This is a genomic window from Stenotrophomonas sp. CASM101 (assembly GCF_049384845.1).
Lineage (GTDB): Bacteria > Pseudomonadota > Gammaproteobacteria > Xanthomonadales > Xanthomonadaceae > Stenotrophomonas > Stenotrophomonas hibiscicola.
The window spans coordinates 215430-239688 of sequence record NZ_JBMRFR010000001.1 but is presented as its reverse complement, the minus strand read 5'-3'; the positions used below and the strand labels follow the sequence as shown (position 1 = coordinate 239688).

20 protein-coding genes are annotated in these 24259 nt (G+C 66.7%); 1 reads left to right on the top strand and 19 read right to left on the bottom strand.

From position 1 onward, the window contains the following. Positions 1 to 96: 96 nt before the first annotated feature. Together VG543_RS01215 and VG543_RS01210 are read right to left on the bottom strand one after the other, a co-directional pair. Complete coding sequence (locus tag VG543_RS01215) at positions 97 to 1404, bottom strand: polyhydroxyalkanoate depolymerase (protein WP_155029199.1); 1308 nt, start codon at positions 1402 to 1404, stop codon at positions 97 to 99. A gap of 93 nt (positions 1405 to 1497) precedes the next feature. After that, a complete protein-coding gene (locus VG543_RS01210) occupies positions 1498 to 2088 on the bottom strand; it encodes a class I SAM-dependent DNA methyltransferase (protein WP_019659136.1) in 591 nt (196 codons plus the stop codon). Between the two features lie 149 nt (positions 2089 to 2237). Between VG543_RS01210 and VG543_RS01205 the strand changes: the two genes are divergently transcribed. Next, a complete protein-coding gene (locus VG543_RS01205; protein WP_019659135.1) occupies positions 2238 to 2693 on the top strand; it encodes a CopD family protein in 456 nt (151 codons plus the stop codon). A 139-nt stretch (positions 2694 to 2832) separates the two neighbouring features. Here the strand turns inward: VG543_RS01205 and VG543_RS01200 are convergent, their stop codons facing one another. The 17 genes from VG543_RS01200 to tsf form a co-directional block, all read right to left on the bottom strand. Further along, complete coding sequence (locus tag VG543_RS01200) at positions 2833 to 3792, bottom strand: acetyl-CoA carboxylase carboxyltransferase subunit alpha (protein ID WP_019659134.1); 960 nt, start codon at positions 3790 to 3792, stop codon at positions 2833 to 2835. A gap of 113 nt (positions 3793 to 3905) precedes the next feature. Continuing rightward, positions 3906 to 4775 carry a hypothetical protein gene (locus VG543_RS01195; RefSeq protein ID WP_423177508.1) on the bottom strand — a complete coding sequence of 290 codons (870 nt, stop codon included), beginning with the start codon at positions 4773 to 4775 and terminating at the stop codon, positions 3906 to 3908. 55 nt (positions 4776 to 4830) lie between these two features. After that, positions 4831 to 8421: a DNA polymerase III subunit alpha gene (gene dnaE, locus VG543_RS01190; protein WP_164145401.1), complete on the bottom strand. Its 3591-nt coding sequence runs from the start codon at positions 8419 to 8421 to the stop codon at positions 4831 to 4833. Positions 8422 to 8659: 238 nt separating this feature from the next. Next, positions 8660 to 9319: a ribonuclease HII gene (locus tag VG543_RS01185; RefSeq protein WP_021203671.1), complete on the bottom strand. Its 660-nt coding sequence runs from the start codon at positions 9317 to 9319 to the stop codon at positions 8660 to 8662. After that, positions 9316 to 10518, bottom strand: coding sequence for a lipid-A-disaccharide synthase (gene lpxB, locus VG543_RS01180; RefSeq protein ID WP_423177786.1), 1203 nt, complete (start codon positions 10516 to 10518; stop codon positions 9316 to 9318). Before lpxB ends, VG543_RS01185 begins: the two co-directional genes overlap by 4 nt. Before the next feature lie 53 nt (positions 10519 to 10571). Next, positions 10572 to 11363: an acyl-ACP--UDP-N-acetylglucosamine O-acyltransferase gene (gene lpxA / locus VG543_RS01175; protein WP_005415844.1), complete on the bottom strand. Its 792-nt coding sequence runs from the start codon at positions 11361 to 11363 to the stop codon at positions 10572 to 10574. A 16-nt stretch (positions 11364 to 11379) separates the two neighbouring features. After that, positions 11380 to 11838 (bottom strand): 3-hydroxyacyl-ACP dehydratase FabZ, encoded by a 459-nt coding sequence (fabZ, locus tag VG543_RS01170; protein ID WP_005415845.1) that lies wholly within the window; start codon positions 11836 to 11838, stop codon positions 11380 to 11382. Then, positions 11835 to 12857, bottom strand: coding sequence for a UDP-3-O-(3-hydroxymyristoyl)glucosamine N-acyltransferase (gene lpxD / locus VG543_RS01165; protein WP_021203673.1), 1023 nt, complete (start codon positions 12855 to 12857; stop codon positions 11835 to 11837). Before lpxD ends, fabZ begins: the two co-directional genes overlap by 4 nt. A 455-nt stretch (positions 12858 to 13312) precedes the next feature. Continuing rightward, on the bottom strand, positions 13313 to 15676 hold the full coding sequence (bamA, locus tag VG543_RS01160; RefSeq protein WP_021204147.1) for an outer membrane protein assembly factor BamA: 2364 nt from the start codon (positions 15674 to 15676) through the stop codon (positions 13313 to 13315). 74 nt (positions 15677 to 15750) lie between these two features. Beyond that, on the bottom strand, positions 15751 to 17109 hold the full coding sequence (gene rseP / locus VG543_RS01155) for an RIP metalloprotease RseP (RefSeq protein WP_021204146.1): 1359 nt from the start codon (positions 17107 to 17109) through the stop codon (positions 15751 to 15753). A gap of 55 nt (positions 17110 to 17164) precedes the next feature. Beyond that, complete coding sequence (locus VG543_RS01150) at positions 17165 to 18355, bottom strand: 1-deoxy-D-xylulose-5-phosphate reductoisomerase (protein ID WP_021204145.1); 1191 nt, start codon at positions 18353 to 18355, stop codon at positions 17165 to 17167. 2 nt (positions 18356 to 18357) lie between these two features. Then, entirely contained in the window at positions 18358 to 19194 is an 837-nt protein-coding gene (locus VG543_RS01145; protein ID WP_423177506.1) for a phosphatidate cytidylyltransferase, read from the bottom strand. Then, a complete protein-coding gene (uppS, locus tag VG543_RS01140; protein WP_423177504.1) occupies positions 19191 to 19958 on the bottom strand; it encodes a polyprenyl diphosphate synthase in 768 nt (255 codons plus the stop codon). The genes VG543_RS01145 and uppS overlap by 4 nt, the downstream gene beginning before the upstream one ends. A gap of 5 nt (positions 19959 to 19963) precedes the next feature. Beyond that, the gene (gene frr / locus VG543_RS01135; protein ID WP_019659123.1) at positions 19964 to 20518 is read right to left on the bottom strand and encodes a ribosome recycling factor; all 555 of its coding nucleotides are present in this window, start codon (positions 20516 to 20518) and stop codon (positions 19964 to 19966) included. 96 nt (positions 20519 to 20614) lie between these two features. Next, the gene (pyrH, locus tag VG543_RS01130; RefSeq protein WP_019659122.1) at positions 20615 to 21343 is read right to left on the bottom strand and encodes a UMP kinase; all 729 of its coding nucleotides are present in this window, start codon (positions 21341 to 21343) and stop codon (positions 20615 to 20617) included. 121 nt (positions 21344 to 21464) lie between these two features. After that, positions 21465 to 23003 carry a sensor domain-containing diguanylate cyclase gene (locus VG543_RS01125; RefSeq protein ID WP_021204144.1) on the bottom strand — a complete coding sequence of 513 codons (1539 nt, stop codon included), beginning with the start codon at positions 23001 to 23003 and terminating at the stop codon, positions 21465 to 21467. A 261-nt stretch (positions 23004 to 23264) separates the two neighbouring features. Further along, entirely contained in the window at positions 23265 to 24140 is an 876-nt protein-coding gene (gene tsf / locus VG543_RS01120) for a translation elongation factor Ts (RefSeq protein ID WP_019659120.1), read from the bottom strand. Positions 24141 to 24259: the final 119 nt, after the last annotated feature.

The window sequence follows — 24259 nt, the reverse complement described above, 5'->3', positions numbered from 1 at the left end:
AGGCTTCGGTAGGTGCCAACCTTGGTTGGCACGATCGATCAGATGCCGGGATCCATGGTAGAGCGCCAACCAAGGTTGGCATCTACCAGGGCCTGGTTACCCCGCTTTTCGCCGCAACGGGGTGACGTTGCTCTTCTTCTTCGTAGCCTTCGCCGCCGGGGTTTCGGCATGCGCGGCGAAGAAGTCGCGTACCTTCGGGTACACCACTTCGCGCCAGCGACGGCCACTGAAGATGCCGTAGTGGCCGGCGCCTTCGACGATGAAATGCTCGCGGCGGTCAGCAGCAATGCCGGTGCACAGCGCCTGCGCGGCTTCGGTCTGGCCGAGGCCGGCGATGTCGTCCAGTTCGCCCTCGATGCTCAGCAGCGCGGTATCGCGGATCGCCGACGGGTCGACCTTCTCGCCATTGACCACCCACTCGCCACGCGGCAGCAGGAAGTCCTGGAACACCACGCGGATGGTGTCCAGGTAGTACTTGGCCGGCATGTCCAGCACCGCGTTGTACTCGTCGTAGAAGCGACGGTGCGCGTCGGCGTCTTCCAGGTCGCCCTTGACCAGGTCGGTGTAGAAATCCCAGTGCGAGCTGAAGTGGCGGCTCGGGTTCATCGACAGGAAGCCGGCGTGCTGCAGGAAGCCCGGATACACGCGGCGGCCGGCGCCGGGGTAACTGGCCGGCACGGTGTGGATGACGTTGTTCTCGAACCACGACAGCGGGTTCTGCGTGGCCAGGTTGTTCACTGCGGTCGGGCTGCAGCGCGCATCGATCGGGCCGCCCATCATCACCAGCGTGCGCGGCGTCGGCTCGCCACGGCTGGCCATCAGTGAAACCGCGGCCAGCACCGGCACGGTGGGCTGGCACACGCTGACCACGTGCAGGCGCTCGACACCCAGGTGGCGGATGAACTCCTGGATATAGGCGATGTAGTCGTCCAGACCGAACTCGCCTTCGCTGGCCGGTACCATGCGCGCGTCAACCCAGTCGGTGACGTACACGCGGTGGTCGCGCAGGAGCGTGCGCACGGTATCGCGCAGCAGCGTGGCATGGTGGCCGGACAGCGGTGCCACCACCAGCACGAACGGCTGGTTGAGCATGGTGTGCAGCTGGTCGGCTTCATTGCTGTGGCGCTTGAAGCGCAGCAGCTTGCAGAACGGCTTGCTTACTTCCTCGTGCACGACGATCGGCACGCGCTCGCCTTCGACCTCGATTTCGTTGATGCCCCACTCGGGCTTCTCGTAATCCTTGCCGATGCGATGGAACAACTCGTTGACCGCCGCCAGGCGATCGGCACCCGGCATCTGCGACCACCAGTGGCCCGGGTTGGCGAAGAACTTGGCGTTGGCCTGGGCCTGGTGCACCCAGGGGGCAAGCAGGTTGCGGGTCAGTTCGTGCAGTTGATAGAGCATGACGACCGAATATGTATGGTCATATGTTGCCGCGCAGCATATCCCATCCGGGTGTCCCGCACGTTAAGTTGCCTGAAAATAATGAATCCGGATTCACATCCGTTCCAGCGCGGCGGCATCGCCTGCCAGGGCGGGGCCGAGCCAGCAGTGCGACCCCACCGGCTGCAGGCCGTGCCGGGCCAGCGTGCGGCGGTACCAGCGCGCCGGGCGGGCGTGGAAGCCCTCGTGGTCGCCGTCGAATTCATCCTCGGCGGCGAAGGTCTCCAGGAAGGCCACGCCACCGGTCAGCTCGGCCACCCCGGCCAGGCCGGCGCGCAGTTCACGGTCGGGCACGTAGTGCATCACGTCCGAGCACACCAGCAGGTCGACCGGGGCGCAGGGCCGCAGCCAGGCGAAATCACCGAAGGCGGCCAGGTGCAGGTTGCGGGTCCTGCCGTAGCGGCGCACAGCGTACTCGCTGCTGTCGAAGCCGAGATATTCGACCTTCGGACGCAGCTTCAGCAGCGGCGCGCGCCAGGCGCCTTCACCGCAGCCGATATCCAGCACGCTGCGGATCGGCCGCTCCAGGTAGTACTCGGCGCTGGCCACGGCCAACGCAACCTTGCGCGCCAGGCGGGCGCTGCCGCCGATGTCGGCACGGCGGTACCAGCGTTGGAAGTAGGCGGCGTCGTAGGTCTTGTCCATGGGGCGGTGCGCGATCGGGGAAAACGGCGCCTATCGTACGGTGTTGCGGCGCGCCATGCGTCGATGTGTCGCGGCGGGCGTGCCTGCGGCGGCTTCGCCACGGCATGCGAGAATGGCCGCCAACCTACGCCAGCCGCCGGAGCGAGCGCATGCAGAGCTACTACTGGGTCAAGACCTTCCACATCGTGTTCGTGGTGGCGTGGATGGCCACGGTGTTCTACCTGCCGCGCATCCTGGTGAACCTGGCCGAGACCGCGGGCCAGCCGGCGGTGAGCGAGCGCCTGCAGCTGATGGGCCTGCGCCTGTACCGCTTCGGCCACTCGATGTTCGGCCTGGCGTTCCTGCTCGGCCTGGTGCTGTGGCTGGGCTACAAGGTCATCCCCGATTTCCCGACCATGGTGGCTCCGGGAGCTGCCGGCTGGCTGCACGCCAAGCTGGGGCTGGTGGTGCTGCTGCTGGTGTACTTCGGCTGGACCGGTCGCCTGCTCAAGGGCGTGGCCAAGGGCCGGGCGCTGCCGTCGTCGCGCGCGCTGCGCTGGATCAACGAGATCCCGCTGCTGGCGTTCATTCCGATCGTGTGGCTGGTGCTGGCCAAGCCGTTCTGAGGCGGGGTCACCTGCGTCCGGTAGATCCACGCCATGCGTGGATGCTGTCAGGGCGCAAACGAAGGAGCCGGGCAAATGCCCGGCTCTTTCATTTCTGCAATCACCTCGTGTTGCCGGCCAGCGGCCGGCACTACCGGGCTTAGGCTGCTTCGTACGTGCCGTAACTGCGCAGGCGCGTGTAGCGCTGTTCCAGCAGCTGTTCGGTGGACAGCTTGTCCAGCGCGTCCAGTTCGTTCAGCAGCACGGCCTTCAGGCGCTTGGCCATCTGCGTCGGGTTGCGGTGGGCGCCACCGGTCGGCTCGCGCACGACCTTGTCGACCAGGCCCAGGCTCTTCAGGCGCGGGGCAGTCAGGCCCAGTTGTTCGGCCGCTTCCTTGGCCTTGCCCGCGTCCTTCCACAGGATCGAGGCGCAGCCTTCCGGCGTGATGGTCGAGTACACCGCGTATTCCAGCATCACGGTGCGGTCGCCCACACCCAGTGCCAACGCACCGCCGGAGCCGCCTTCACCGATCACGGTGCAGATGATCGGCACCTTCAGCTCGGCCATCTCGATCAGGTTGCGCGCGATCGCTTCGGACTGGCCGCGCGACTCGGCGTCGATGCCCGGCCAGGCGCCGGCGGTGTCGATCAGGGTCAGCACCGGCAGGCCGAAGCGCTCTGCCATCTTCATCAGGCGCAGTGCCTTGCGGTAGCCCTCCGGCTTGGGCATGCCGAAGTTGCGCTTGATCTTTTCCTTGGTGTCGCGGCCCTTCTGGTGGCCGATCACCATTACCGCGCGGCCATTGATGCGGGCCAGGCCGCCCATGATCGCCTTGTCGTCGGCGAAGGCGCGGTCACCGGCCAGCTCCTGGAACTCATCGAACATGACGCGGATGTAGTCGGCGGTGTACGGACGCGACGGGTGCCGGGCCAGCTGCAGCACCTGCCACGAGGTCAGGTTGCGGAAGATCTGCGCGGTGCGCATGCGCAGCTTGTCCTGCAGCGCGTGCACTTCCGCCTCGACATTGACCGCCGGCCCGGCACTGGCGTTGCGCAGTTCCTGGATCTTGGCTTCCAGGTCGGCGATGGGTTGCTCGAAGTCGAGGTAGTTCGGATTCATCGGAAGCCGTCGTGTAAAGAAGGGGGCAATTCTAGCCGAATGCGTGCAAACCACCCGTACGCCTTCGTCTGGAAGGCGACGGTAACGCAGCCGGGCAGGCGGCGCCAGTCAGCTCAGGGCACCACCAGGGCGCTGCGGCCCATCAACTGGCCGCGCTGGGAAACGAAGTCGTTGTAGGCCTCGTTGGCCTCCCGGCCCAGGCCGCTGCCCAGGGTGGCGGTGGCCGAGGTGAAGGCCATCTGCGCGTCGAAGTCCTGCTTGCGCAGGGCCTTCTGTTCATCGGCGGTGGTGGCCTTCAGCCAGCGCGCATAGACCTCGCGCAGCGGCGCGGCGTGCGCCTCGAAGGCGGGGTCAAGGGCCGGCAGGCTGGCCGGGGCCGGCTCCAGGCTGAATGCCGGCGCGACGTAGCCGGCCGGCTGTTGGCGCTTGAATGCACCGGGTTCGCCCATGCCTTCTTCGACGTAGGTGATGAAGTCCGGGGCCGTGAACACCTTGGCCACGATCTGGCCGCCGCTGGAATCGACATGGGCCACCACCTTTTCCTTCGGGAACGGCTCGCGCACGCCGTAGGTCCAGGTCTTGTCGATGAACAGGTCGTGGCGCGTCTCGAAGGGACCTTCGAAGCTGACCCCGCCCAGTTCGATCCCGTTGTTGCCGACGCCGAAATTCTTCAGCTTGCTCTCGTCGGTGACGTAGACCTCGCGTGCGATCACGTATTCGCTCAGGGTCGGGTTGATCAGGCCGCCACGACCGTCGACGTAGACGATGAAGCGCACGTCGCCAAGCGCGTCTGTGTGCAGGCGATGTTCGCCAATGGCGAGCGAGATCGGGCGCGAGCCGTGCGCGGCCACTGGCACGTCCTGGCCGTCGATGCTCAGCGCCAGCGGCGCGTCGGTCGGGTTGTCGATCTGGAACTCGATCTTCGACGGCGAGCAGGCGGCCAGTGCCAGCGCGGCAACGAACGGAAACAGCAGGGTCTTCATGGGCGATCGTCCTTGATGGTTGGAACGGGAAAACAGGAACACGAAGGAGCCAGCCTCAGCTGGCCCACGGCGGGCTGTACCGCACCTTCAGCGTGCGTACGGCCGGGTCGGCGCGCAGCGCCTCCATCAGCTTGGAATCGATGCGTACCGCGCTCTGCCCGGAGACATCGAGCATGCCGGCGACACCGCCGTGCGGGCCCTTCAGCAGCAGGTCCAGGCGCAGCGGCGTGCGCCCCGGGCGATGGCGGTCGAGCAGGGCATTGATGCGCTCCCAGACCGGGCGCTGCTGGCGCAGGTCCAGGCGCAGCGACAGCCGCGTGGCGTAGTTGGCGCAGACTTCGTCGAAGTCCCAGCACTGGCGGATGCGCAGCGCGTAGCCACCGTTGAACTCGTCCTCGCGCAGGCCGCCCTTGACCACCAGGATGCGGTCCTTGGTCATCAGGTGGCCGAACTCGGCCATTGCATCGGAGAACGCACTGCACTCGACGCGGCCGCGGCCATCCTCCAGCTGGATGAAGATCTGGCTTTCGCCCTTGCGGCGCACGCCGACCACCTGGCCTGCCAGCACGGTCTGCACCTCCGGGCGCCAGCGCTTCTCGCCGCCACCGCCGCCACCGCTGTTGGCGCTCCAGATTTTCTCCACCGAACCCAGGTCGTTGCCTACCAGATCGCGCACATCGTCGCGCCAGGGATCGAACGGGTGGCCGCTGAGGTAGAAGCCCAGCGTGTCGCGCTCGCCGTTGAGGCGCTGCAGCAACGGCCATTCTTCGGCTTCTGGCAGGTCCAGCTGGATCGAAACGGTGCTCGGGTCGGGCCCGCCAAACAGCGAGTTCTGTCCGGACGCACGCTCGCGTGCCATCTGATCAGTGGCCTTGATCACTTCCGGCAACTGCAGCATCAGCGAGGCACGGTTGCGGCCGAGCTCATCGAGCGCACCGCAGTTGATCATCGCTTCCAGCGTGCGCCGGTTGAGCTTGGCCGAGCCGACGCGGGTGCAGAAGTCCAGCAGATCCTTGAACGGGCCGCCCTTCAGTCGTTCCTCGACCACCGCTTCGCAGGCGCCCTGGCCCACGCCCTTGATCGCGCCCAGGCCGTACTGGATCGTGTCCGGGGTGACCGCTTCGAACATGAAGGCCGACTGGTTCACCTTCGGCGGCAGCACGGTCAGGCCGAGGTTGCGCACCTCGTCGAGGAAGCCGACCACCTTGTCGGTGTTGTCCAGGTCCGAAGACAGCGTGGCCGCCATGAATTCGGCCGGATAATGGCGCTTCAGCCACGCGGTCTGGTAGCTGACCAGTGCGTATGCAGCGGCGTGTGACTTGTTGAAGCCATAGCCGGCGAACTTCTCCATCAGGTCGAAGATCTCGTCGGCCTTGGGGCCATCGACGCCGCCCTTGGCCGCACCTTCGCGGAAGATCTCACGGTGCTTGGCCATTTCCGCCGGCACCTTCTTGCCCATCGCGCGGCGCAGCAGGTCGGCGCCGCCCAGCGAGTAGCCGCCGACGATCTGCGCCATCTGCATCACCTGCTCCTGGTACACCATGATGCCGTAGGTATCCTTCAGGATCGCTTCGGTGCGCGGATCGGGATAGATGATTTCTTCCTGGCCGTGCTTGCGCGCGTTGAACGAAGGAATCAGGTCCATCGGGCCAGGGCGGTACAGCGACACCAGCGCGATCAGGTCTTCGAAACGGTCGGGGCGCGCGTCCTTCAGCAGGCGGCGCATGCCCGAGGATTCGAACTGGAACACCGCGCCGGTGTTGCCGTTGGCGAAGATGTCCTTGTAGGTGGGCGCATCGTCGAGCGGGATCGCGGCAATGTCGACCGGCGGAATGCCCGCGCGTTCGTGGCGCTTGTTGATCGCCTTCACCGCCCAGTCGATGATGGTCAGCGTGCGCAGGCCGAGGAAGTCGAACTTCACCAGGCCCACTTCTTCCACGTCGTTCTTGTCGAACTGGGTGACCGGGTTCTTGCCGAGCCCATTTTCGTCGTGTTCCGCATACAGCGGGCAGAACTCGCTCAGCGGCTCGGGCCCGATCACCACGCCGCCGGCGTGCTTGCCGGCGTTGCGGGTCAGGTCTTCCAGCTGCAGCGCCAGGTCGATCAGGTCGCGGACATCGTCCTCTGTCTCGTAGCGCTGGATCAGTTCCGGCGACGCCATTTCCGAGCTCGGGCCTTCCTTGCCCCTGCCCAGCGCATCCTTCAGGTGGATACCCAGGATGTTCGGGATCAACTTGGAAACGCCGTCGACCAGGCCGTACGGGAACCCGAGCACGCGGCCGGAGTCGCGCACCACCGCCTTGGCGGCCATTGTGCCGTAGGTGATGATCTGGCTGACGCGCTCGCGCCCATACTTGCGCGCGACGTAGTCGATCACCTCGTCGCGGCGGTCCATGCAGAAGTCGATGTCGAAGTCGGGCATCGACACGCGTTCCGGATTGAGGAAGCGCTCGAACAGCAGGTTGTACGGCAGCGGATCCAGGTCGGTGATCTTCAGCGCCCACGCCACCAGTGAACCGGCACCCGAGCCGCGGCCGGGGCCGATCGGAATGCCCTGGTTCTTGCCCCATTGGATGAAGTCGGCCACGATCAGGAAGTAGCCGGGGAAGCCCATCTTGATGATGGTGTTGAGCTCGAACTCCAGGCGTTCGAAGTACTCTTCCCGGGTCTTGCCCGGCGCCAGCGGATTCTTCTCCAGGCGCTCTTCCAGGCCCTCGCGCGACATCTTCTGGATCCACGTGTCCAGGGTCTCGTCGTCGGGCACCGGGTAGTTGGGCAGGAAGTAGGTGCCCAGCCGCATCTCGATGTTGCAGCGCTCGGCCAGCGCCAGCGTGTTGTCGATCGCGTCGGGGATGTCGGCGAACAGCGCGCACATCTCCTCGGCCGACTTCAGGTACTGCTGGTCGCTGTACTCGCGCGGACGCTTGGGATCGTCCAGCACGCGGCCGGTGGAAATGCACACGCGCGCCTCATGCGCGCTGAAATCGGAGGGCGACAGGAAGCGCACGTCATTGCTGGCCACCACCGGCAGGCCACGCTGGCCCGCAGCCATCAGCGCGAACTGGTTGAAGGTTTCCTCGCCCTCGCGGCCGGTGCGGGTCAGCTCCAGGTGCAGGCCATCGCCGAACACCCGTTGCCAGTCGGCCAGCTGCTGCTCGGCCAGCTCATGCTTGCCGTCCAGCGCCAGGCGTCCGGCCAGGCTCTGCCGGCCGGCCAGCGCGAACAGGTTGGCGTTGCCGGCCTTCAGCCAGTCCGGGTGGATGGCTACGCCGCCTTCGGGGCGATGGCCTTCCATCCAGGCGCGGGTCAGCAGCCGCGACAGGCTCAGGTAGCCTTCGCGATCACGGCACAGCAGGGTCATCCGCCACGGGTCCTGGCCTTCCTCGGCGATCAGCACGTCGGCACCGGCGATCGGCTTGATGCCCACGCCTTCGGCGGCCTTGTAGAACTTGACCAGCGCGAACAGGTTGTTGAGGTCGGTCACCGCCAGCGCCGGCAGGCCGAGCTCGACCGAGCGCGACAGCAGGTTGGCCTGCTTGGCCTTCTTCGGGTCCGCCTGGTCCGGCTTGGCCGGCACACGGATGGTGGAGTCCGCCAGCGAGAACTCGGTGTGGACGTGGAGATGTACGAAGCGGGAGTTGGACATGCCGGACCAGGTTGGAGCGCGCGGGCCCCGGGTGCTGACGGAGGTTCGTCGCCGGGGTCGGGAAGCGCTGGAATGCCCGGTCAGGGTAGCGAGGGCAGGGGGGTTGCCACAAGGCTTGACAGGGGCACGGCGTGGCGCCGGATTCAGGCGTGCGGGAGGCCGCCTTCTGTAGAGCCGAGCCCATGCTCGGCTGTCCACAGCAGCCGAGCATGGGCTCGGCACTACAACTCCAGCTGGCTCAGGCGATGGCCGCCGCCTGCGTCAGGTCCAGACACTCACGCACCGGAGCGAAGCTGCGGCGGTGCTCCATGCAGGGGCCGTGCTCGCGCAGGGCGGCCAGGTGGGCCGGGGTGCCGTAGCCCTTGTGCTGTTCGAAGCCGTACTTCGGATGGCGGGCATGCACCTCCTGCATGTAGCGGTCGCGCGAGACCTTGGCCAGGATCGAGGCGGCCATGATCGCGCGGTCGATGCCATCGCCGCCGACCAGCGCCTGCGCCGGCAGTGCCAGGCCCTTGGGCACCACGTTGCCGTCGATGCGCGCGAAGCCGGCCACATGGGCGACCGCTGCAACGACGTCACGCATGCCCTGCAGGGTGGCCTGGTAGATGTTCAGGCGGTCGATGGTGTCCACGTCCACCAGCACCACATGCCAGGCCAGGGCGCGCTCGATGATGCGGTCATGCAGCTGCTCGCGGCGGGCCGCGGTCAGCTGCTTGGAGTCATCCAGGCCGTTGATCCGTGGTCGCGACGGGTCGAACACCACCGCTGCCACCGCGACCGGCCCGGCCAGTGGGCCACGGCCTGCCTCGTCGACGCCAGCGACCAGGCGCTCCGGCTCGACCACGGGCGCACCGTCGAACAGGGTCAGGCTGGCTGCGGCGGCGTGACGGCGGCTCATGCCTGTGCCTGGTCGCGCATCAGCAGTTCGCCAACGGCGTCGGCGGCACGCGCCGAGGCGTTGCGGCGCAGCCGCGCGTGCAGGCGCACGTAGGCATCCTGCAGATCGGTCACCCGCTGCGGGTGGTCGAACCACTGCTGGATGGCCGCGGCCAGCTTGTCCGGCGTGCAGTCGTGCTGCATCAGTTCCGGTGCCAGGTCCTGCCCGGCCAGGATGTTGGGCAGGGCGAAGCGGTCGACCTTGATCAGGCCGAGCGCCTTCACCAGTCGATAGGTCAGTTCGTTGACGCGGTAACCGACCACCATCGGCCGCTTCACCAGCATGGCCTCCAGGGTCGCGGTACCGGAGGCCAGCACCACCACGTCGGCGGCGATCATCGCGTTGCGCGCCTGGCCATCCAGCACATGCGAATAGGCCACCGGCAGCGCCGAGCGCGACAGCTGTTCCTCGATCAGTTCCCTGCTGGCCGGGTTGGCGGCAGGCACCACCACATGCAGGCCCGGAATGCGTTCGGAGACCTGCCAGGCGGCTTCGAAGAACGGTTCGCCCAGGCGCGAGATCTCGCCCAGGCGGCTGCCCGGCAACACTGCCAGCACCTTGGCCGAGGCCGGCAGTCCGAGCGCGGCGCGTGCTTCCTCGCGATTGCCCTGCAGCGGAATGTCATCGGCCATCGGGTGGCCGACGAAGCGCGCGTCGATGCCGTGCCTGGCATAGATCGGTGGCTCCATCGGGAACAGGCACAGCACCAGGTCGGCGCTGCTGCCGATCTTCTCGGCGCGCTTTTCGCGCCAGGCCCAGACCGAGGGACTGACGTAATGCACGGTGCTCACGCCACGCTGCTTCAGCCAACGCTCGATACCCAGGTTGAAGTCGGGGGCGTCGATGCCGATGAACACGTCCGGCTGCCAGTCAAGCGCACGCTGGCGGAACGCCGAACGCAGCTTGAGCAGGCGCGGCAGGTGGCGCAGCACTTCGGTCAGGCCCATCACCGCCAGCTCGCTGGCATCGTGCCAGGTCTGGCAGCCCGCGCTGCGCATGGCGTCGCCACCGATGCCGGCGAACTCGGCATTCGGGAAGCGCGCTTTCAGTTCGCGGACCAGGCCCGCACCGAGCAGATCGCCGGAGGCCTCGCCGGCCACCAGCGCGATCCGCAACGGGCGCTCGCTGAGCACCCGTTGCGCCGGGACGCTGCCGGTCATCGAGGCCAGCGGGATCACTGCGGCGCCGGCCGGCGCCTGGCCGGTCGTGCTGCTCATCGCAGCAGGGGCCTCTCGGCGTGCTCTATGAAGTCCAGCATCGCCTTTACGTCGTCGCTGTCACGCGCCTGCTCGGTCAGCTGCACCTTGGCCTCTGCCAGCGGCAGGCCCGCCACGTACAGCGTGCGGTAGGCACGCTTGATGGCCGAAATGCGGTCAGCGTCGAAGCCACGTCGCTTCAGGCCTTCGCTGTTGATGCCGCGCGGGCGTCCCAGCGAATCAGTACCGACCATGGTGAACGGCGGTACGTCACCATTGGTCAGCGCGCCCATGCCGAGGAAGGCATGCGCGCCGATCCGGCAGAACTGGTGGGCACCGGCGAAGCCGCTGATGATCACGTAGTCGCCCACGGTCACATGGCCGGCCAGGGTGGTGTTGTTGGAGAACACGCAGAAATTGCCGACATGGCAGTCGTGCGCCACGTGCGTGTAGGCCAGCATCCAGTTGTCGTTGCCGATGGTGGTGATGCCGCCGCCGCCGCCGGTGCCACGGTTCAGGGTGACGAACTCGCGGAACACGTTGCGGTCGCCGATCACCAGTTCGGTGCGCTCGCCGCCGAACTTCTTGTCCTGCGGCTCGCCACCGATCGCGGCATGGCCGACGAAGCGGTTGTCGCGGCCGATCCGGGTCGGCCCGTGGATGCTGCAATGGGGGCCCACCACCGTGCCGGCACCGATTTCAACGTCGGGGCCGATCAGGGTGAAGGCGCCCACCTGGACATCGTCGGCCAGGCGTGCGGCCGGGTCGATGACGGCGGTGGGGTGGATCCGCGGTGCGTTGTCAGTCATTGCTGCCTCCAGTGGATCAGCCCTTGGCGCCGGCACACATGACCTCGGCCGACGCGACGACTTCGCCGTTGACCTTGGCTTCGCCGTAGTACCAGCCCATGTTGCGGATCAGGCGCTTCATCTGCACGTCCAGCATCAGCACGTCGCCGGGGACGACCTGCTTGTTGAAGCGGGCGTTTTCCACCTTGACCATGTAGAACAGCTTGGACTGCGCATCGCGGCCGAGCGTGAGCTGGGTCATCACGCCGCCGGCCTGCGCCAGCGCTTCGATGATCAGTACGCCGGGCATGATCGGGCGGCCCGGGAAGTGGCCCTGGAAGAACGGCTCGTTGATGCTGACGTTCTTCTGCGCCAGGATCCGCTTGGCCTCGACGTCGAGTTCAAGCACCCGGTCCACCAGCAGGAACGGGTAGCGGTGTGGAAGCAGTTCCTGGATCTGGCAGACGTCGATCGGAAGCTGCAGCGAATCGTTCATTCTTTCTCCTTGCCAGCAGCCAGGACGCGGCGAGCCAATGCGTCCAGCTGCTTGAAACGCGCGGCGTTCTTGCGCCACGTACGGTTGTCGGTCAACGGGGTGCCGGATGAGTACTCGCCCGGCTCATGGATGGAATTGCGGACCACCGACTTGCCGGTGATCACGACCTTGTCGCAGATCTCCAGGTGGCCGACAACGCCGACGTGGCCGCCGAGCAGGCAATAGCGGCCGATCTTGGCGCTGCCGGCGATGCCGGTGCAACCGGCGATGGCCGAATGCGCACCGATCTGCACGTTGTGCGCGATCTGCACCAGGTTGTCCAGGCGTACGTCTTCGTCCAGCACGGTGTCTTCCAGCGCGCCACGGTCGACGCAGGTGTTGGCGCCGATTTCGCAATCGTCGCCGATGCGCACGCCGCCGAGCTGCGGCACCTTGATCCACTTGCCGGCGTCCATCGCCAGGCCAAAGCCGTCGGCGCCGAGCACGGCACCGGGATGCACGCGCACGCGCTTGCCCAGCCGGACCCGGGTGACCAGGGTGACCCGGGCGATCAGCTCACAGCCTGAATCCAGGCTGCAGTCCTCGCCGATCACGCTGCCGGCGCCGATGATGCAGTTCTCGCCGACCACGCTTCGCGCACCGACCGAGACGAACGGACCGATGTGCGCGCTGGCCGCAACCTGGGCACTGGGGTCGATCACCGCGCTGGGGTGGATGCCCGGCGGACGGGTCGGCGCGATGTCGAACAGCGCGGCGATCTTGGCGAAGGTGGTGTACGGGTCCTTGGCGACGAGCGCGGCGCCGGGAGCGGACTCGGCGTCTTCGGCACGCAGCACCACCAGCGAGGCCTGGCTGTCGGCCAGCTGGGCGCGGTAGCGCGGGTTGGCAAGGAAGGTCAGCTGGCCAGGACCGGCATGGGCGAGGGTGGCCACGCCATGGATGGCGGTGGCGGGGTCGCCATGGACCTGCAGGCCGAACTGCTCGGCGAGTTGCTGGGCGGTGTAGGTGGGAGTATTCACGGCGGGAGTTTAACGTGTGACGCCATTGCGGTCATGCGGGGGGGGGGGCAGGGCTTGGCGCCTGCCGGGTACGGTGGGAGGCGGCGGGTGGCCCTGGCCAGGACACGCAAAAGCCCCTCCATGGTGCTCGATGGCGCCTTGCTCGTGTGCGCTGTCCTGCGCACACGGCAAGACCGGGGTTGGGCGTCCTGCCCAACCCGCCCGAGGCATGCCTCGGGCCCATGGCGCCAACGGTCCTGGTCAGCCCCCTGCGCCATCACCAGATGATTTCACGCGAGCGCGGGAAGTAGCGGCGGCGAGCAAGTAAAACGAAAACGCCGGGCAATGCCCGGCGCTTCGCGCCCCGTCTGGTGGAGAGCCCCCCTTTGTTGAGGGGGCGCGCCAGCGGCGCGGGGGATAGGTGAAATGCGCGGGCAATTCACCGGAGGTGGATCAGTTCTGAGGAACAGAGTTCCTCAGAACTGGCCACCGAACGTGAATTGCAGGCGCTCGATCTTGTCATCGTCTTCCTTCTTCAGCGGGAAGGCGTAGCTGATCGAAATCGGGCCGACCGGGGCGCGCCACAGCAGGGCCACACCGGTGGACACGCGCAGCTCGTTGGCCTTGAAGTTGTCCACGCCGGTATACACGTTACCGAAGTCGACGAAGGCCGACACACGCGCCGACGGGCTGTCGAACAGGCGCGGGAAGTAGGCCTCCACCGACCCAACGGTCTTCAGCGAACCACCCAGCGGCTGGCCTTCCGGATAACCGGTGGTGACTTCGCGCGGGCCGAGTGTGTTGTCCTCGAAGCCGCGCACCGAGTTGGTACCACCGGCGTAGAAGTTCTCGAAGAACGGCAGGCCGCTGGCGGTGACGGTGCGGGTGGTGCCATCCGGATTGGTCAGCGTACGGGTGTAGTCGTTGCCGTAGGCATCGCCGTAGCCGATTTCGGCACGGGTGTTGATCACCAGCGACGGCATGATCGGCCAGTACTTGCTGATCTGGTAGTTCAGCTTGTAGTACTCGATGGTCGAACCCGGCAGCGTGGTTTCCAGGCCGATGCGCTGGTAGGTACCGCGCGTGGGCATGAAGTAGTCGTTGCGCGAGTCGCGCGCCCAGCCCAGCTCGGTGCGCCATGCGTGGAAGGTGCGCTTACCGACTGCGTTGATGTAGTCGATGATCGACTGCGGGGTCGAGCCCTGGTAAGTGGTGATCTGGTTGCTGTCGATGCCGAACATCAGCGAGACGGTATCGGTCTCGGTCAGCGGCACGCCAAACACCACCTGCGCGGCACCGTTGGTGCTGTTGTACTGCGCGGTATTGAAGTCGGAGTAGTCCAGTTCGCGCCAGGACAGGTTGTAGCCCAGCGAGACGCCATCATCGGTGAAGTACGGGTTGGTGTAGCTGAAGCCGTAACGCTGCAGGTAGCTGCTGCGCGAGGCTTCGACCGACACGCGGTTGCCGCCGCCGAGGAAGTTGTTCTGCGACAGCTGCACCGACGTGGTCATGCCGTAGGACTGCGAGTAACCCAGGCCGAACACGAAGCTGCCCGAGGTGGTTTCCTTGACGTTGTAGACGACGTCGACCTGGTCGTTGCTGCCGCTGACGGCCGGGGTCTCGACGTCCACCGATTCGAAGTAGCCCAAGCGCTGCAGGCGGATCTTGGAACGATCGATCGCGGCCTGCGAGTACCAGCTGTTCTCGAACTGGCGCATTTCGCGACGCATCACTTCGTCGGACGTACGCGTGTTCCCGCGGAACAGGATGCGACGCACCGACACGCGCGGGCCGGGCACGACCTGCATGTTGATCGCCACGGTCTGCTCGGCGCGGTTGGTGGTCGGGATCGGGTTCACCTTGGCGAACGCGTAGCCGATGTTGGACAGCGAATTGGTGATGGTGTCCGAGCTGAATTCCAGCAGGGCACGCGAGAACGTGTCGCCGGACTTCTGGATCACCATGCGCTCGACGTCCTCCTGCGGGAGGATGGTGTCGCCGCTGACCTTGATCTCGGAGATCTTGTACTGCGCACCTTCGGTCACGCCGGCGGTGAGGAACATGTCGCGCTTGTCGGGGCTGATCGACACCTGGGTCGAATCGATGCTGAAGTCGACATAGCCGCGGTCCAGGTACCAGGAATTGAGCTTTTCCAGGTCGCCGGACAGCTTTTCCTTGGAGTACTGGTCGTCACGGCGGTACCAGGACGCCCAGTTGTGCTCCTTGGACTCCCAGGTTTCCAGGATGTCCTTGCTCTCGAACTTTTCGGTGCCCACCAGGTTGACGTGGCGGATCTTGGCCGCCTTGCCTTCCTTGATGGCGATGGCGATGTCCACGCGGTTGCGGTCCAGCGGGCTCACCGTGGGGGTGATCTCGACGTTGTACTTGCCGCGGTCGTTGTACTGGCGGCGAAGTTCCTGGGTCACGCGGTCCAGGCTCAGCCGATCAAAGGTGCCGCCCTCGGTCAGGCCGATGTCGGACAGGCCCTTGAGCAGCTGCTCGGACTTGATGTCCTTGTTGCCGGTCACGGTCAGCTTGTTGATCGCCGGGCGTTCCTTGACGGTCACTACCAGGATGCTGCCCTGTCGGTCCAGCTGCACATCCTCGAAGAAGCCGGTCTTGTACAGGGCGCGGATCGTCTCGCCGACCTTGCTGTCGGTGACCGTCTCGCCACGTTCCACCGGCAGGTAGGTGAACACCGTGCCCGAGCTGATGCGCTGCAGGCCGTCGACGCGGATGTCGCTGACAGTGAAGGGCTCGGCTGCCTGGGCCAGGGCGGGGGCGCCGGTGACGGCGGCAAGGGCGAGGGCCAGCAGGCGGCGATTGGGGAGTCGCGTCATGTCACGTCCGGTAGGAAGGTCGATTTCATTGGTGCGGGATGCCGACGCTGTAGACGGCAACAACGTGGAAAAGTTCATCGCGGGACCAGGCCGAGGATGTCGTTGTAGAACGCCAACCCCATCAGCCCGGCCAGCAACGCCAGGCCGATGTACTGGCCGGCGGCGATGGCACGCTCGCTCAGCGGGCTGCCCTTGACCAACTCGATAAGGTAATACAGCAGGTGGCCGCCGTCCAAGATCGGGATCGGCAGCAGGTTGATGATGCACAGGCTGAGCGACAGCAGGGCAAGGAACTGCAGGAACCAGTCGAGGCCGCGCTTGGCCGAGACATTGGCCACCCGGGCGATGGTGACTGGCCCGGACACGTTCTGCAGCGAGGCCTTGCCGGTGACGATTCGGCCCATCATGCCCAGCGAATCTGCCGCCAGGCGGCCGGTTTCGCGCACAGCCACGGTGACCGCGTCGAGCGGGCCATAGCGAAGCAGGGTGTCGTAGGGAGGGCTGAACGAAGTCGGGAACTGCACGCCGATCTGCCAGGTCGGTTCACCCCTGGAATCCTTGCCCTGGCGCGGGGTGACTTCCAGCGCCAGGCGTTCACCGCCGCGCAGTACCTCGATCATGCCAGGGCCGCCGGCGCGGCCCAGCGTCTGGATCTCGCCGATGACCTGATCGGCACCATCGATGCGCTGGCCATCAATGGCCACGATCAGGTCCCCCGGCTGCAGCTGCCCGGCCACCACCGAATCCGGCGTCAGCGAGTCGACCAGCGCCGGCTGCAGCCACGACTGCCAGTACAGGCCGGCCAGGATCGGCACCCGCCGCTCATCGAAACCTGCCGGCAGCTGCGACAGCGGCAGAGTGCGCATGCGTACCTGGTCAGCCGTATCCAGCACCTCCAGCCTCACGTCGCGGCGGTCCATCGCGGCTGCGGTCAGCGCCATGCTGGCTTCACCGAGGGTAACGACCGGGCGCTCGTCCACGCGCAGCACGCGGTCACCGCTGGCCAGCCCGGCACTGGCAGCGATGCCGCTGACACGGCCGATCGTCGGCGAATAATCCTGCTTGCCGATCACGAACATCGCCCACAGCAGCAGGATGCACAGCAGCAGGTTGGCGATCGGGCCGGCGGCAACGATGGCAATGCGCTGCCAGACGCTCTTGTGGTTGAAGGCCTGGCCGCGCTCGTGGGGGTGGACTTCAACCTCGCGTTCGTCGAGGAACTTCACGTAGCCGCCGAGCGGGATGGCGGCAATGGCGAACTCGGTGCCGTGCCTGTCCCGGCGCGACCACAGCGGCCGGCCGAAGCCGACCGAGAAGCGCAGGATCTTGACCCCGCACAGGCGCCCGACCCAGTAATGCCCGAACTCGTGGAACGTGACCAGCAGCCCGAGGCTGACAATCATCCACCAGACCGATCCGATGAAGTCAGTCATGCAGGCTCACAATGGCGGGCAGGGGCGGCGGCGTCATGCTGGGCGAGGCAGTCGTTCAGGCGGCGTCGATGGCGTTCAGGGTGAGCTGGCGTGCCCGCTGGTCGGCGCACAACAGGACCTCCAGTGTATCGGCTGGCTGGGTCGGCAGTGTTGAAAGAGCGTTAGCAACCAGCTTCGGGATGGTCAGGAAACCGATCCGGCCCTGAAGAAACGCTGAAACCGCCTCTTCATTGGCGGCGTTCAGCACCGCCGGTGCGGTGCCGCCGGCCTGCATGGCCTGCCAGGCCAGCGCCAGACAGGGGAACGCGTCCGTGTCCGGGGCCTCGAAATCCAGCCGGCCCTGGGCCAGCAGATCCAGCCCGGCCACGCCCGATTCGATGCGTTGCGGCCAGCCCAGGCCAACGGCGAGGGTGGTGCGCATGTCCGGCAGGCCCATCTGTGCCAGGGTCGAACCGTCAACGAACTCGACCAGCGAATGGACCAGGCTCTGCGGGTGCACCAGTACCTCGATGCGTTCGCCGGGTACGCCGAACAGGTGGTGGGCCTCGATGACTTCCAGGCCCTTGTTCATCAACGTCGCCGAATCGACCGAGATCTTCGGCCCCATCGACCATTTCGGGTGGGCAACGGCCTGGGCCGGGGTGACCTGGGCCAGTTCGTCGCGGCTGCGGCCACGGAATGGGCCGCCGGAGGCGGTCAGCAGGATCCGGCGCACGCCGGCGCCATCAACGCTGGCATCGCGTGAGCGCAGGCACTGGAAGATTGCGCTGTGTTCGCTGTCGATCGGGATGATCTCGGCGCCCGCGCGTTCAGCGGTGCGGGTCAGCAGCTCACCGGCCAGTACCAGTGATTCCTTGTTGGCCAGCAGGATGCGCTTGCCCGCGGCGGCTGCGGCCAGGGTGGAAGACAGCCCGGCTGCGCCAACGATCGCGGCGACCACGGTGTCGCAGGCGTCACTGGCGGCCAACTGGTCCAGCGCGGCATGGCCGGCATGCGCCTCGGTGGACAGCCCCGCATCGCGGAGGCCGTCGCGCAGTTCGGTGAACAGCGCTTCGTCGGCGATAACCGCGTGCGCTGGCCTGTGCTGGCGGCACAGTGCCAGCAGCGCCTGCACCTGGCGGCCGGCAGCGAGCACCGTGGCCTGGTAGCGGTGCGGATGGCGGGCGATCACGTCCAGCGTGGAAGCACCGATCGAGCCGGTGGCGCCGAACACGGCGACCCGGCGCAGGTCTGCGACAGCATTCATGGTCAGAATCCGAAGATTTCCTTGCCGAGTGCGAACACCGGCACGGCAGCCAGGACACCGTCGACACGATCGAGCACACCACCATGGCCCGGAATCAGGTTTCCGGAGTCCTTGGCGCCGGCGTGACGCTTGATCAGGCTTTCGAACAGGTCACCCAGCACCGAGGCGAACACGGCCACCACCGAGGTGATCAGCAGGCCTGGCAGGTGCCCGGCGTCGATGCCGGCCAGCCAGCCCAGGCCGAGGGCCACGGCGACACCGGCCAGCAGGCCGCCGGACAGGCCTTCCCAGGTCTTGTTGGGGCTGATCCGTGGGGCCAGCTTGTGCTTGCCGAAGTGACGACCGGCGAAATAGGCGCCCGAATCGGCCGCCCAGACCAGTGCCAGCGCAGCCAGCAGCCACAGGTGGCCCTGCCTGCCCGGCGGATCGCCGCCGGCATGGATCAGCACCAGCGCAGCCCAGGCCGGAACGATGGCCAGCGTACCGGCCAGCATCTTCACGATGCGCGAGGGTGCCGACGGCTGCGCACCGAAGTTGAAGAAGCGCAACCAGACCAGCGCGGCCAGCCACCAGGCCACGCCGGCCAGGGTGGTGATCTGGAACAGCACCAGCGTGCTGCCATCGGCCCAGACCAGCAGCACCATCAGCAGCAGGTTCAGTACCAGCAGCACGGTACGCGCCAGGGTGTCTTCGATGCCGGCCAGCTTCAGCCATTCCCACAGGCCGATCAGCAGCACCGCAGCGGCCGCCGCTGCCAGCCACTGGGTCGGCAGCAGCAGGATCGCGGCAATGGCGACCGGCGCCATGATCAGCGCGGCAAGGACTCGGATCTTGGTCATGGGGTGGAAGTCTCGGTGGCCAGTGCGGCGATCTGGGCGCTGGTCAGGCCGAAACGACGCTCACGTCTGCCATAGGCGTCCAGCGCCTGCTGCAGCTGCCCGGCATCGAAGTCCGGCCACAGGGCATCGGTGAACCACAGCTCGGTATAGGCCAGCTGCCACAGCAGGAAGTTGCTGATGCGGGTGTCGCCACCGGTGCGGATGAACAGGTCCGGCGGTGGCAGGTCGGCCAGGGCCACCTGGCTACCCAGCAGCGATTCATCGATCTGCTCGGGCAGAAGGCGACCGGCCGCCACTTCGACGGCCAGGGCGCGCGCGGCGCGGGCGATGTCCTGGCGGCCGCCGTAGCTGGCGGCGATCGACAGGGTCAGGGTGGTGTTGTCGGCGGTGCGCTGCTCGGCCAGCTGCATGCGGCTGACCAGCCCTGCACCGAAGCGCTCGCGTTCGCCGATGAAGCGAACGCGCACGCCACGCCGATGCAGCTCGTCCACTTCACGGTCGAGCGCGCCGAGGAACAGCTTCATCAGGGCATCGACTTCTTCCTGCGGCCGGCCCCAATTCTCGCTGGAAAACGCGAACAGGGTCAGCGCCGGTATGCCCAGTTCAAGGCAGCGCTCGATGGTGCGGTTGACCGCGCGCGCGCCGGCCCGGTGGCCGATCACGCGCGGACGACGGCGCTGCTGTGCCCAGCGCCCATTGCCATCCATGATGATGGCGATGTGGCGGGGCAGGGCGGCCGGCAACGGAGGTGGGACTGAAGGCATCGACTTCAGACCGACAGCAGTTCTTTTTCCTTGTCGGCAACGACCTTGTCGACGTCCTTGATGTTGGTGTCGGTCAACTTCTGGATGTCGTCTTCACCGCGCTTCTTCTCGTCTTCGCTGATCGCCTTGTCCTTGACCAGCTTGGCGATTTCCTTGTTCGCGTCCTGGCGGATGTTGCGGATCGCGATCTTCGCGCCTTCGCCTTCCTTCTGCACCTGCTTGACCAGCTCCTTGCGGCGCTCTTCGGTCGGCGGCGGCATGTTGATGCGGATCGCAGTGCCCAGCGTGTTCGGGGTGAATTCGGCGTTGTAGAGACCCTTTTCGATCTCCTTGATCATGCCCTTGTCGAACGGCGTGACCAGCAGCGAGTGCGCGTCGGCGTTGGAGATCGACGCGACCTGGTTCAGTGGGGTGCTGGCGTTGCCATAGGCGCTGACCGTGACACGGTCCAGCAGGGCCGGGGTGGCGCGGCCGGTGCGGATCGAGGTGAGGGTGTGCTTCAGAGCGTCGATGCTCTTGGCCATGCGCGTCTGCGCGTTGTTCTTGATGTCGTTGAGCATCGCCGGGTCCTGGGTGTAACTGGAATCGGGCGATTATAGGCGAATACGGGACGCTGCCGGGCCTGAATCGGCCCGGAGCTCGCCTGGCGCTCAGGCTCAGGCCGGGTCGCGGCCCTGGACCAGGGTGCCGATGTTCGCGCCGCTGAGGATCTTCAGCAGCTCACCCGGCTGGCCCATGTCGAACACGCGCATCGGCAGGTCGCTGTCGCGGGCCAGCGCGAAGGCCGCCGTATCCATCACTTCCAGGCCGCGGCGGATGACTTCGTCGTAGCTCAGGCTGTCGAAGCGGACCGCGTCGCTGTGCTTGTTCGGGTCCTTGTCGTACACGCCATCGACCTTGGTGGCCTTCAGCAGCAGGTCGGCGCCGATCTCGATCGCGCGCAGCGCGGCGCCGGAGTCGGTGGTGAAGAACGGGCTGCCGACGCCAGCGGCGAAAATCACCAGGCGGCCCTTTTCCAGATGGCGGATGGCGCGGCGGCGGATGTAGTCCTCGCACACGTCGTTGATCTTGATCGCGCTCATCACGCGGGCCTTGGCGCCCAGTTTCTCGAGGGCGTCCTGCATGGCCAGGGCGTTGATGACCGTGGCCAGCATGCCCATCTGGTCGCCGGTGACCCGGTCCATGCCGCCAGCGGCCAGGCCGGCGCCGCGGAAGATGTTGCCGCCGCCGATCACCAGTGCCACTTCGGCACCGGCCTGCTGGGCTTCGATGACCTCACGGGCCAGGCGGTTGATGACCTTCGGGTCGATGCCGTAGTCCTCATCTCCCATCAGCGCCTCCCCGGACAGTTTCAGGAGGATGCGGCGATAGGCGAGCTTGGACATGGGGACCTCGGGTGCGTGGAAATCGCGGGGGATTCTACGCGCATGCGGCGTAGGGCCAAAGTGTTTTGTGCACTGCGGCGCGAAATCCTGCCATCCGCCCCGGTCATGCAGGGCGTCCCGTTCAGCCCAGCTCGGCGCCGGCGGTGGCTGAAAGCTCGTCGTGGCCGAGCGCACCGGGGGAGCGGGCGATCACCCGGTTACGGCCCAGGTTCTTCGAGCGGTACAGCACGTCGTCGGCGGCGCGCAGCAGGTCCTGCACGTCGGCAAAGCGCTCGTAGCCGCCCTGGGTAGCCACGCCGGCGGAGAAGGTGACGAACAGCGGCCCTCCCTCCAGTTCGGCCATCGGCGTGGCGACGATGTTGGCCAGTACGCGCCGGATTACGTCAAGGGCCACGGACTCACTGGTATTGGGCAGCAGCGCGACGAATTCCTCGCCGCCGAAGCGGGCCACGGTATCGCTATGGCGCAGCTGGCCCTGCAGCTTGCCGGCAAAGGCGCGCAGCACCTCGTCGCCGGTCAGGTGGCCGTGGGCGTCGTTGATCTTCTTGAAGTCATCCAGGTCGATGAAGGCCACCGACAGCGGCCAGCCCTGACGCCCGGCGCGCAGGAACTCCTGCTCGAGCACCGCCTCCAGCTGGCGCCGGTTGAGCACGCCGGTCAGGGCGTCGCGGTGGGCCTGGTCAGCCAGGCGCTTGGCCCGCGCCTCGAATTCGTCGGCGCGGCGGCGTGCCTGCTCGGCATCCTGCAGCTCGCGCAGGTTGCGCAGGGTGGCCAGCTCCTGCGCGTGGTCGATCAGCTCGCGGACCCGCGAGGGCGAGTTCAGGCCGGCCTCGAACAGGCTGGCGATATCCGGCAGGGCCTCGCTGATGCGGGTCAGCACCTGGTCGAAACGGGCGCTGTCGAGTTCCAGCCGCTCATGCACCTGGTGCAGGGCGCGCTCGCGGGCGGCATCGGCGTCATCGTCCAGCCAGATGTCGGCAACGGCGCCGGACAGCTGCACGCAGGCCTGGAACGGCGAATCGGCGGCGTCGTCGTCCTCGCTGTGGCTGATGCTCTCAACCAGATAGCGTGGCAGGCCCCATTGCTCGGCCACCCAGGCGCCGACATCGGCGTGGCTGCAGCCGAGCGCGTCGCGTTCGCGGGCGACCAGGTCCGTGTTGTCACGGGCTTCGCGCAGCAGCGGCAGGTAACGCTCCGATTCGGCCTGGGCCAGGCACAGCACGCCCAGGTCCTGCAGCAGCCCGGCCAGCATCAGTTCCTCCAGCCGGCGCAGGCCGCGGGCCTGGCCCAGCTGGCTGGCGGCCAGTGCACTGAGAATGCTGCGCTTCCACGCGCGCTGGCGCAGGTCGTGGTCGGCGCCTGCGCCGCCGGTCAGGCCCTGGGTGACGGTGAAACCCAGGGCAAGGCTGATTGTGGCGTTAAGGCCGAGCATGGTCAGTGCCTGGCCAAGGTTCTCGATGCGGCGGCGGCTGGCGTACAGCGGCGAATTGGCGATGCGCAGCATGCGAGCGCTCAGCGCCATGTCGATGGCGATGATGTCGGCGGCGGTGGCGATATCCGCTTCCGGGTCCTGTGCCAGCTCGATGATGCGCAGGGCAATACCGGGCGGCGAGGGCAGGTTGCGGCAGAGCGCCAGGGCAGCTGTCAGCTCGGGAGGCATGTCGGGTCGTTCAATTCCATTAGGACAAGAATACCTAGGAATGCATCACAGTCCGCGATTTTCCTTCCTGCTACGCGACTGTGGATTCCCTGCGCCGAGTATCGGCTTGATTCGCGCGCAACGCAAAGAGCCCTGATATCGGGCTGTGCCTGGCGTCAGTGCGCGCACCAACGGTGCCCACCCACCGATGCAGTGGGTACAAAAAAAGAGCCGCGGTTTCCCGCGGCTCCTTCTGGTCGCTTCACAGCCGGAGGGCTGGAATCAGACCTGCATCGCCTTGGCAACTTCGGCGGCGTAGTCTTCCACCACCTTCTCGATGCCTTCGCCGACGATCAGCAGCTTGAAGCCAGCCACATCGGCGCCAGCGGCCTTGACCACCTGCTCGACGGTGGTGTCGCCCAGCACGTAGGTCTGGCCGTACAGGGTCACGTCGCTGACGATCTTGTTGATCTTGCCGCTGATGATCTTTTCCAGGATCTCGGCCGGCTTGGCCTTGTCCTTCTCGGACATCTTGGCCAGCTCGATTTCCTTTTCCTTTTCGACGAAGTCGGCCGGAACGTCCGCAGCCTTGTTGTGCGGCGGCTTCAGCGCGGCCACGTGCATGGCCAGGCCGCGGGCCAGCTCGACGTCGCCGCCGATCAGGTCAACCAGCACGCCGACCTTGCCGTTGGTGTGGACGTAGGCGCCGATGTTGCCGGTGGTGTCGACCTTGACCATGCGGCGGATCTGGATGTTCTCACCCAGGGTCTGCACGGCGGTGGCGCGGGCTTCTTCAACGGTGCGGCCATCGGCCAGCGTGGCAGCCTTCACGGCTTCCACGTCGTTGGCGCCCGATGCCAGGGCGGCAGCGGCGACGGCGTTGACGAAGGTCTTGAAGTTGTCGTCGTTGGCGACGAAGTCGGTTTCCGAGTTGACTTCGACCAGCACGGCCTTGCCGCCATCCTGGGCCAGGCCCAGGCGGCCTTCGGCGGCCACGCGGTCAGCCTTCTTGTCGGCCTTGGCAGCGCCGGACTTGCGCATGGCTTCAGCAGCGGCGTTGATGTCGCCGTTGGCTTCGGTAAGCGCCTTCTTGCATTCCATCATGCCGGCGCCGGTGCGCTCGCGCAGTTCCTTGACCAGGGAAGCAGTGATTTCCACGGGATTACCTCACGAAAGAAAGGGGTTGGGCCGGCATGGTGGCCGGCCCGTGTGACACGGTCCTGTCACGCGCCAAGGGCTGCGTGCAGGAGGGTGGACGCCGGGCGTCCACCCTGTGG

Excerpts from the sequence above, each read along its gene's own strand:
- VG543_RS01215 (WP_155029199.1), bottom strand. The coding sequence starts at position 1,404 with ATGCTCTATCAACTGCACGAACTGACCCGCAACCTGCTTGCCCCCTGG.
- VG543_RS01210 (WP_019659136.1), bottom strand. The coding sequence starts at position 2,088 with ATGGACAAGACCTACGACGCCGCCTACTTCCAACGCTGGTACCGCCGT.
- VG543_RS01205 (WP_019659135.1), top strand. The coding sequence starts at position 2,238 with ATGCAGAGCTACTACTGGGTCAAGACCTTCCACATCGTGTTCGTGGTG.
- VG543_RS01200 (WP_019659134.1), bottom strand. The coding sequence starts at position 3,792 with ATGAATCCGAACTACCTCGACTTCGAGCAACCCATCGCCGACCTGGAA.
- VG543_RS01195 (WP_423177508.1), bottom strand. The coding sequence starts at position 4,775 with ATGAAGACCCTGCTGTTTCCGTTCGTTGCCGCGCTGGCACTGGCCGCC.
- dnaE (WP_164145401.1), bottom strand. The coding sequence starts at position 8,421 with ATGTCCAACTCCCGCTTCGTACATCTCCACGTCCACACCGAGTTCTCG.
- VG543_RS01185 (WP_021203671.1), bottom strand. The coding sequence starts at position 9,319 with ATGAGCCGCCGTCACGCCGCCGCAGCCAGCCTGACCCTGTTCGACGGT.
- lpxB (WP_423177786.1), bottom strand. The coding sequence starts at position 10,518 with ATGACCGGCAGCGTCCCGGCGCAACGGGTGCTCAGCGAGCGCCCGTTG.
- lpxA (WP_005415844.1), bottom strand. The coding sequence starts at position 11,363 with ATGACTGACAACGCACCGCGGATCCACCCCACCGCCGTCATCGACCCG.
- fabZ (WP_005415845.1), bottom strand. The coding sequence starts at position 11,838 with ATGAACGATTCGCTGCAGCTTCCGATCGACGTCTGCCAGATCCAGGAA.
- bamA (WP_021204147.1), bottom strand. The coding sequence starts at position 15,676 with ATGACGCGACTCCCCAATCGCCGCCTGCTGGCCCTCGCCCTTGCCGCC.
- rseP (WP_021204146.1), bottom strand. The coding sequence starts at position 17,109 with ATGACTGACTTCATCGGATCGGTCTGGTGGATGATTGTCAGCCTCGGG.
- VG543_RS01150 (WP_021204145.1), bottom strand. The coding sequence starts at position 18,355 with ATGAATGCTGTCGCAGACCTGCGCCGGGTCGCCGTGTTCGGCGCCACC.
- VG543_RS01145 (WP_423177506.1), bottom strand. The coding sequence starts at position 19,194 with ATGACCAAGATCCGAGTCCTTGCCGCGCTGATCATGGCGCCGGTCGCC.
- uppS (WP_423177504.1), bottom strand. The coding sequence starts at position 19,958 with ATGCCTTCAGTCCCACCTCCGTTGCCGGCCGCCCTGCCCCGCCACATC.
- frr (WP_019659123.1), bottom strand. The coding sequence starts at position 20,518 with ATGCTCAACGACATCAAGAACAACGCGCAGACGCGCATGGCCAAGAGC.
- pyrH (WP_019659122.1), bottom strand. The coding sequence starts at position 21,343 with ATGTCCAAGCTCGCCTATCGCCGCATCCTCCTGAAACTGTCCGGGGAG.
- VG543_RS01125 (WP_021204144.1), bottom strand. The coding sequence starts at position 23,003 with ATGCCTCCCGAGCTGACAGCTGCCCTGGCGCTCTGCCGCAACCTGCCC.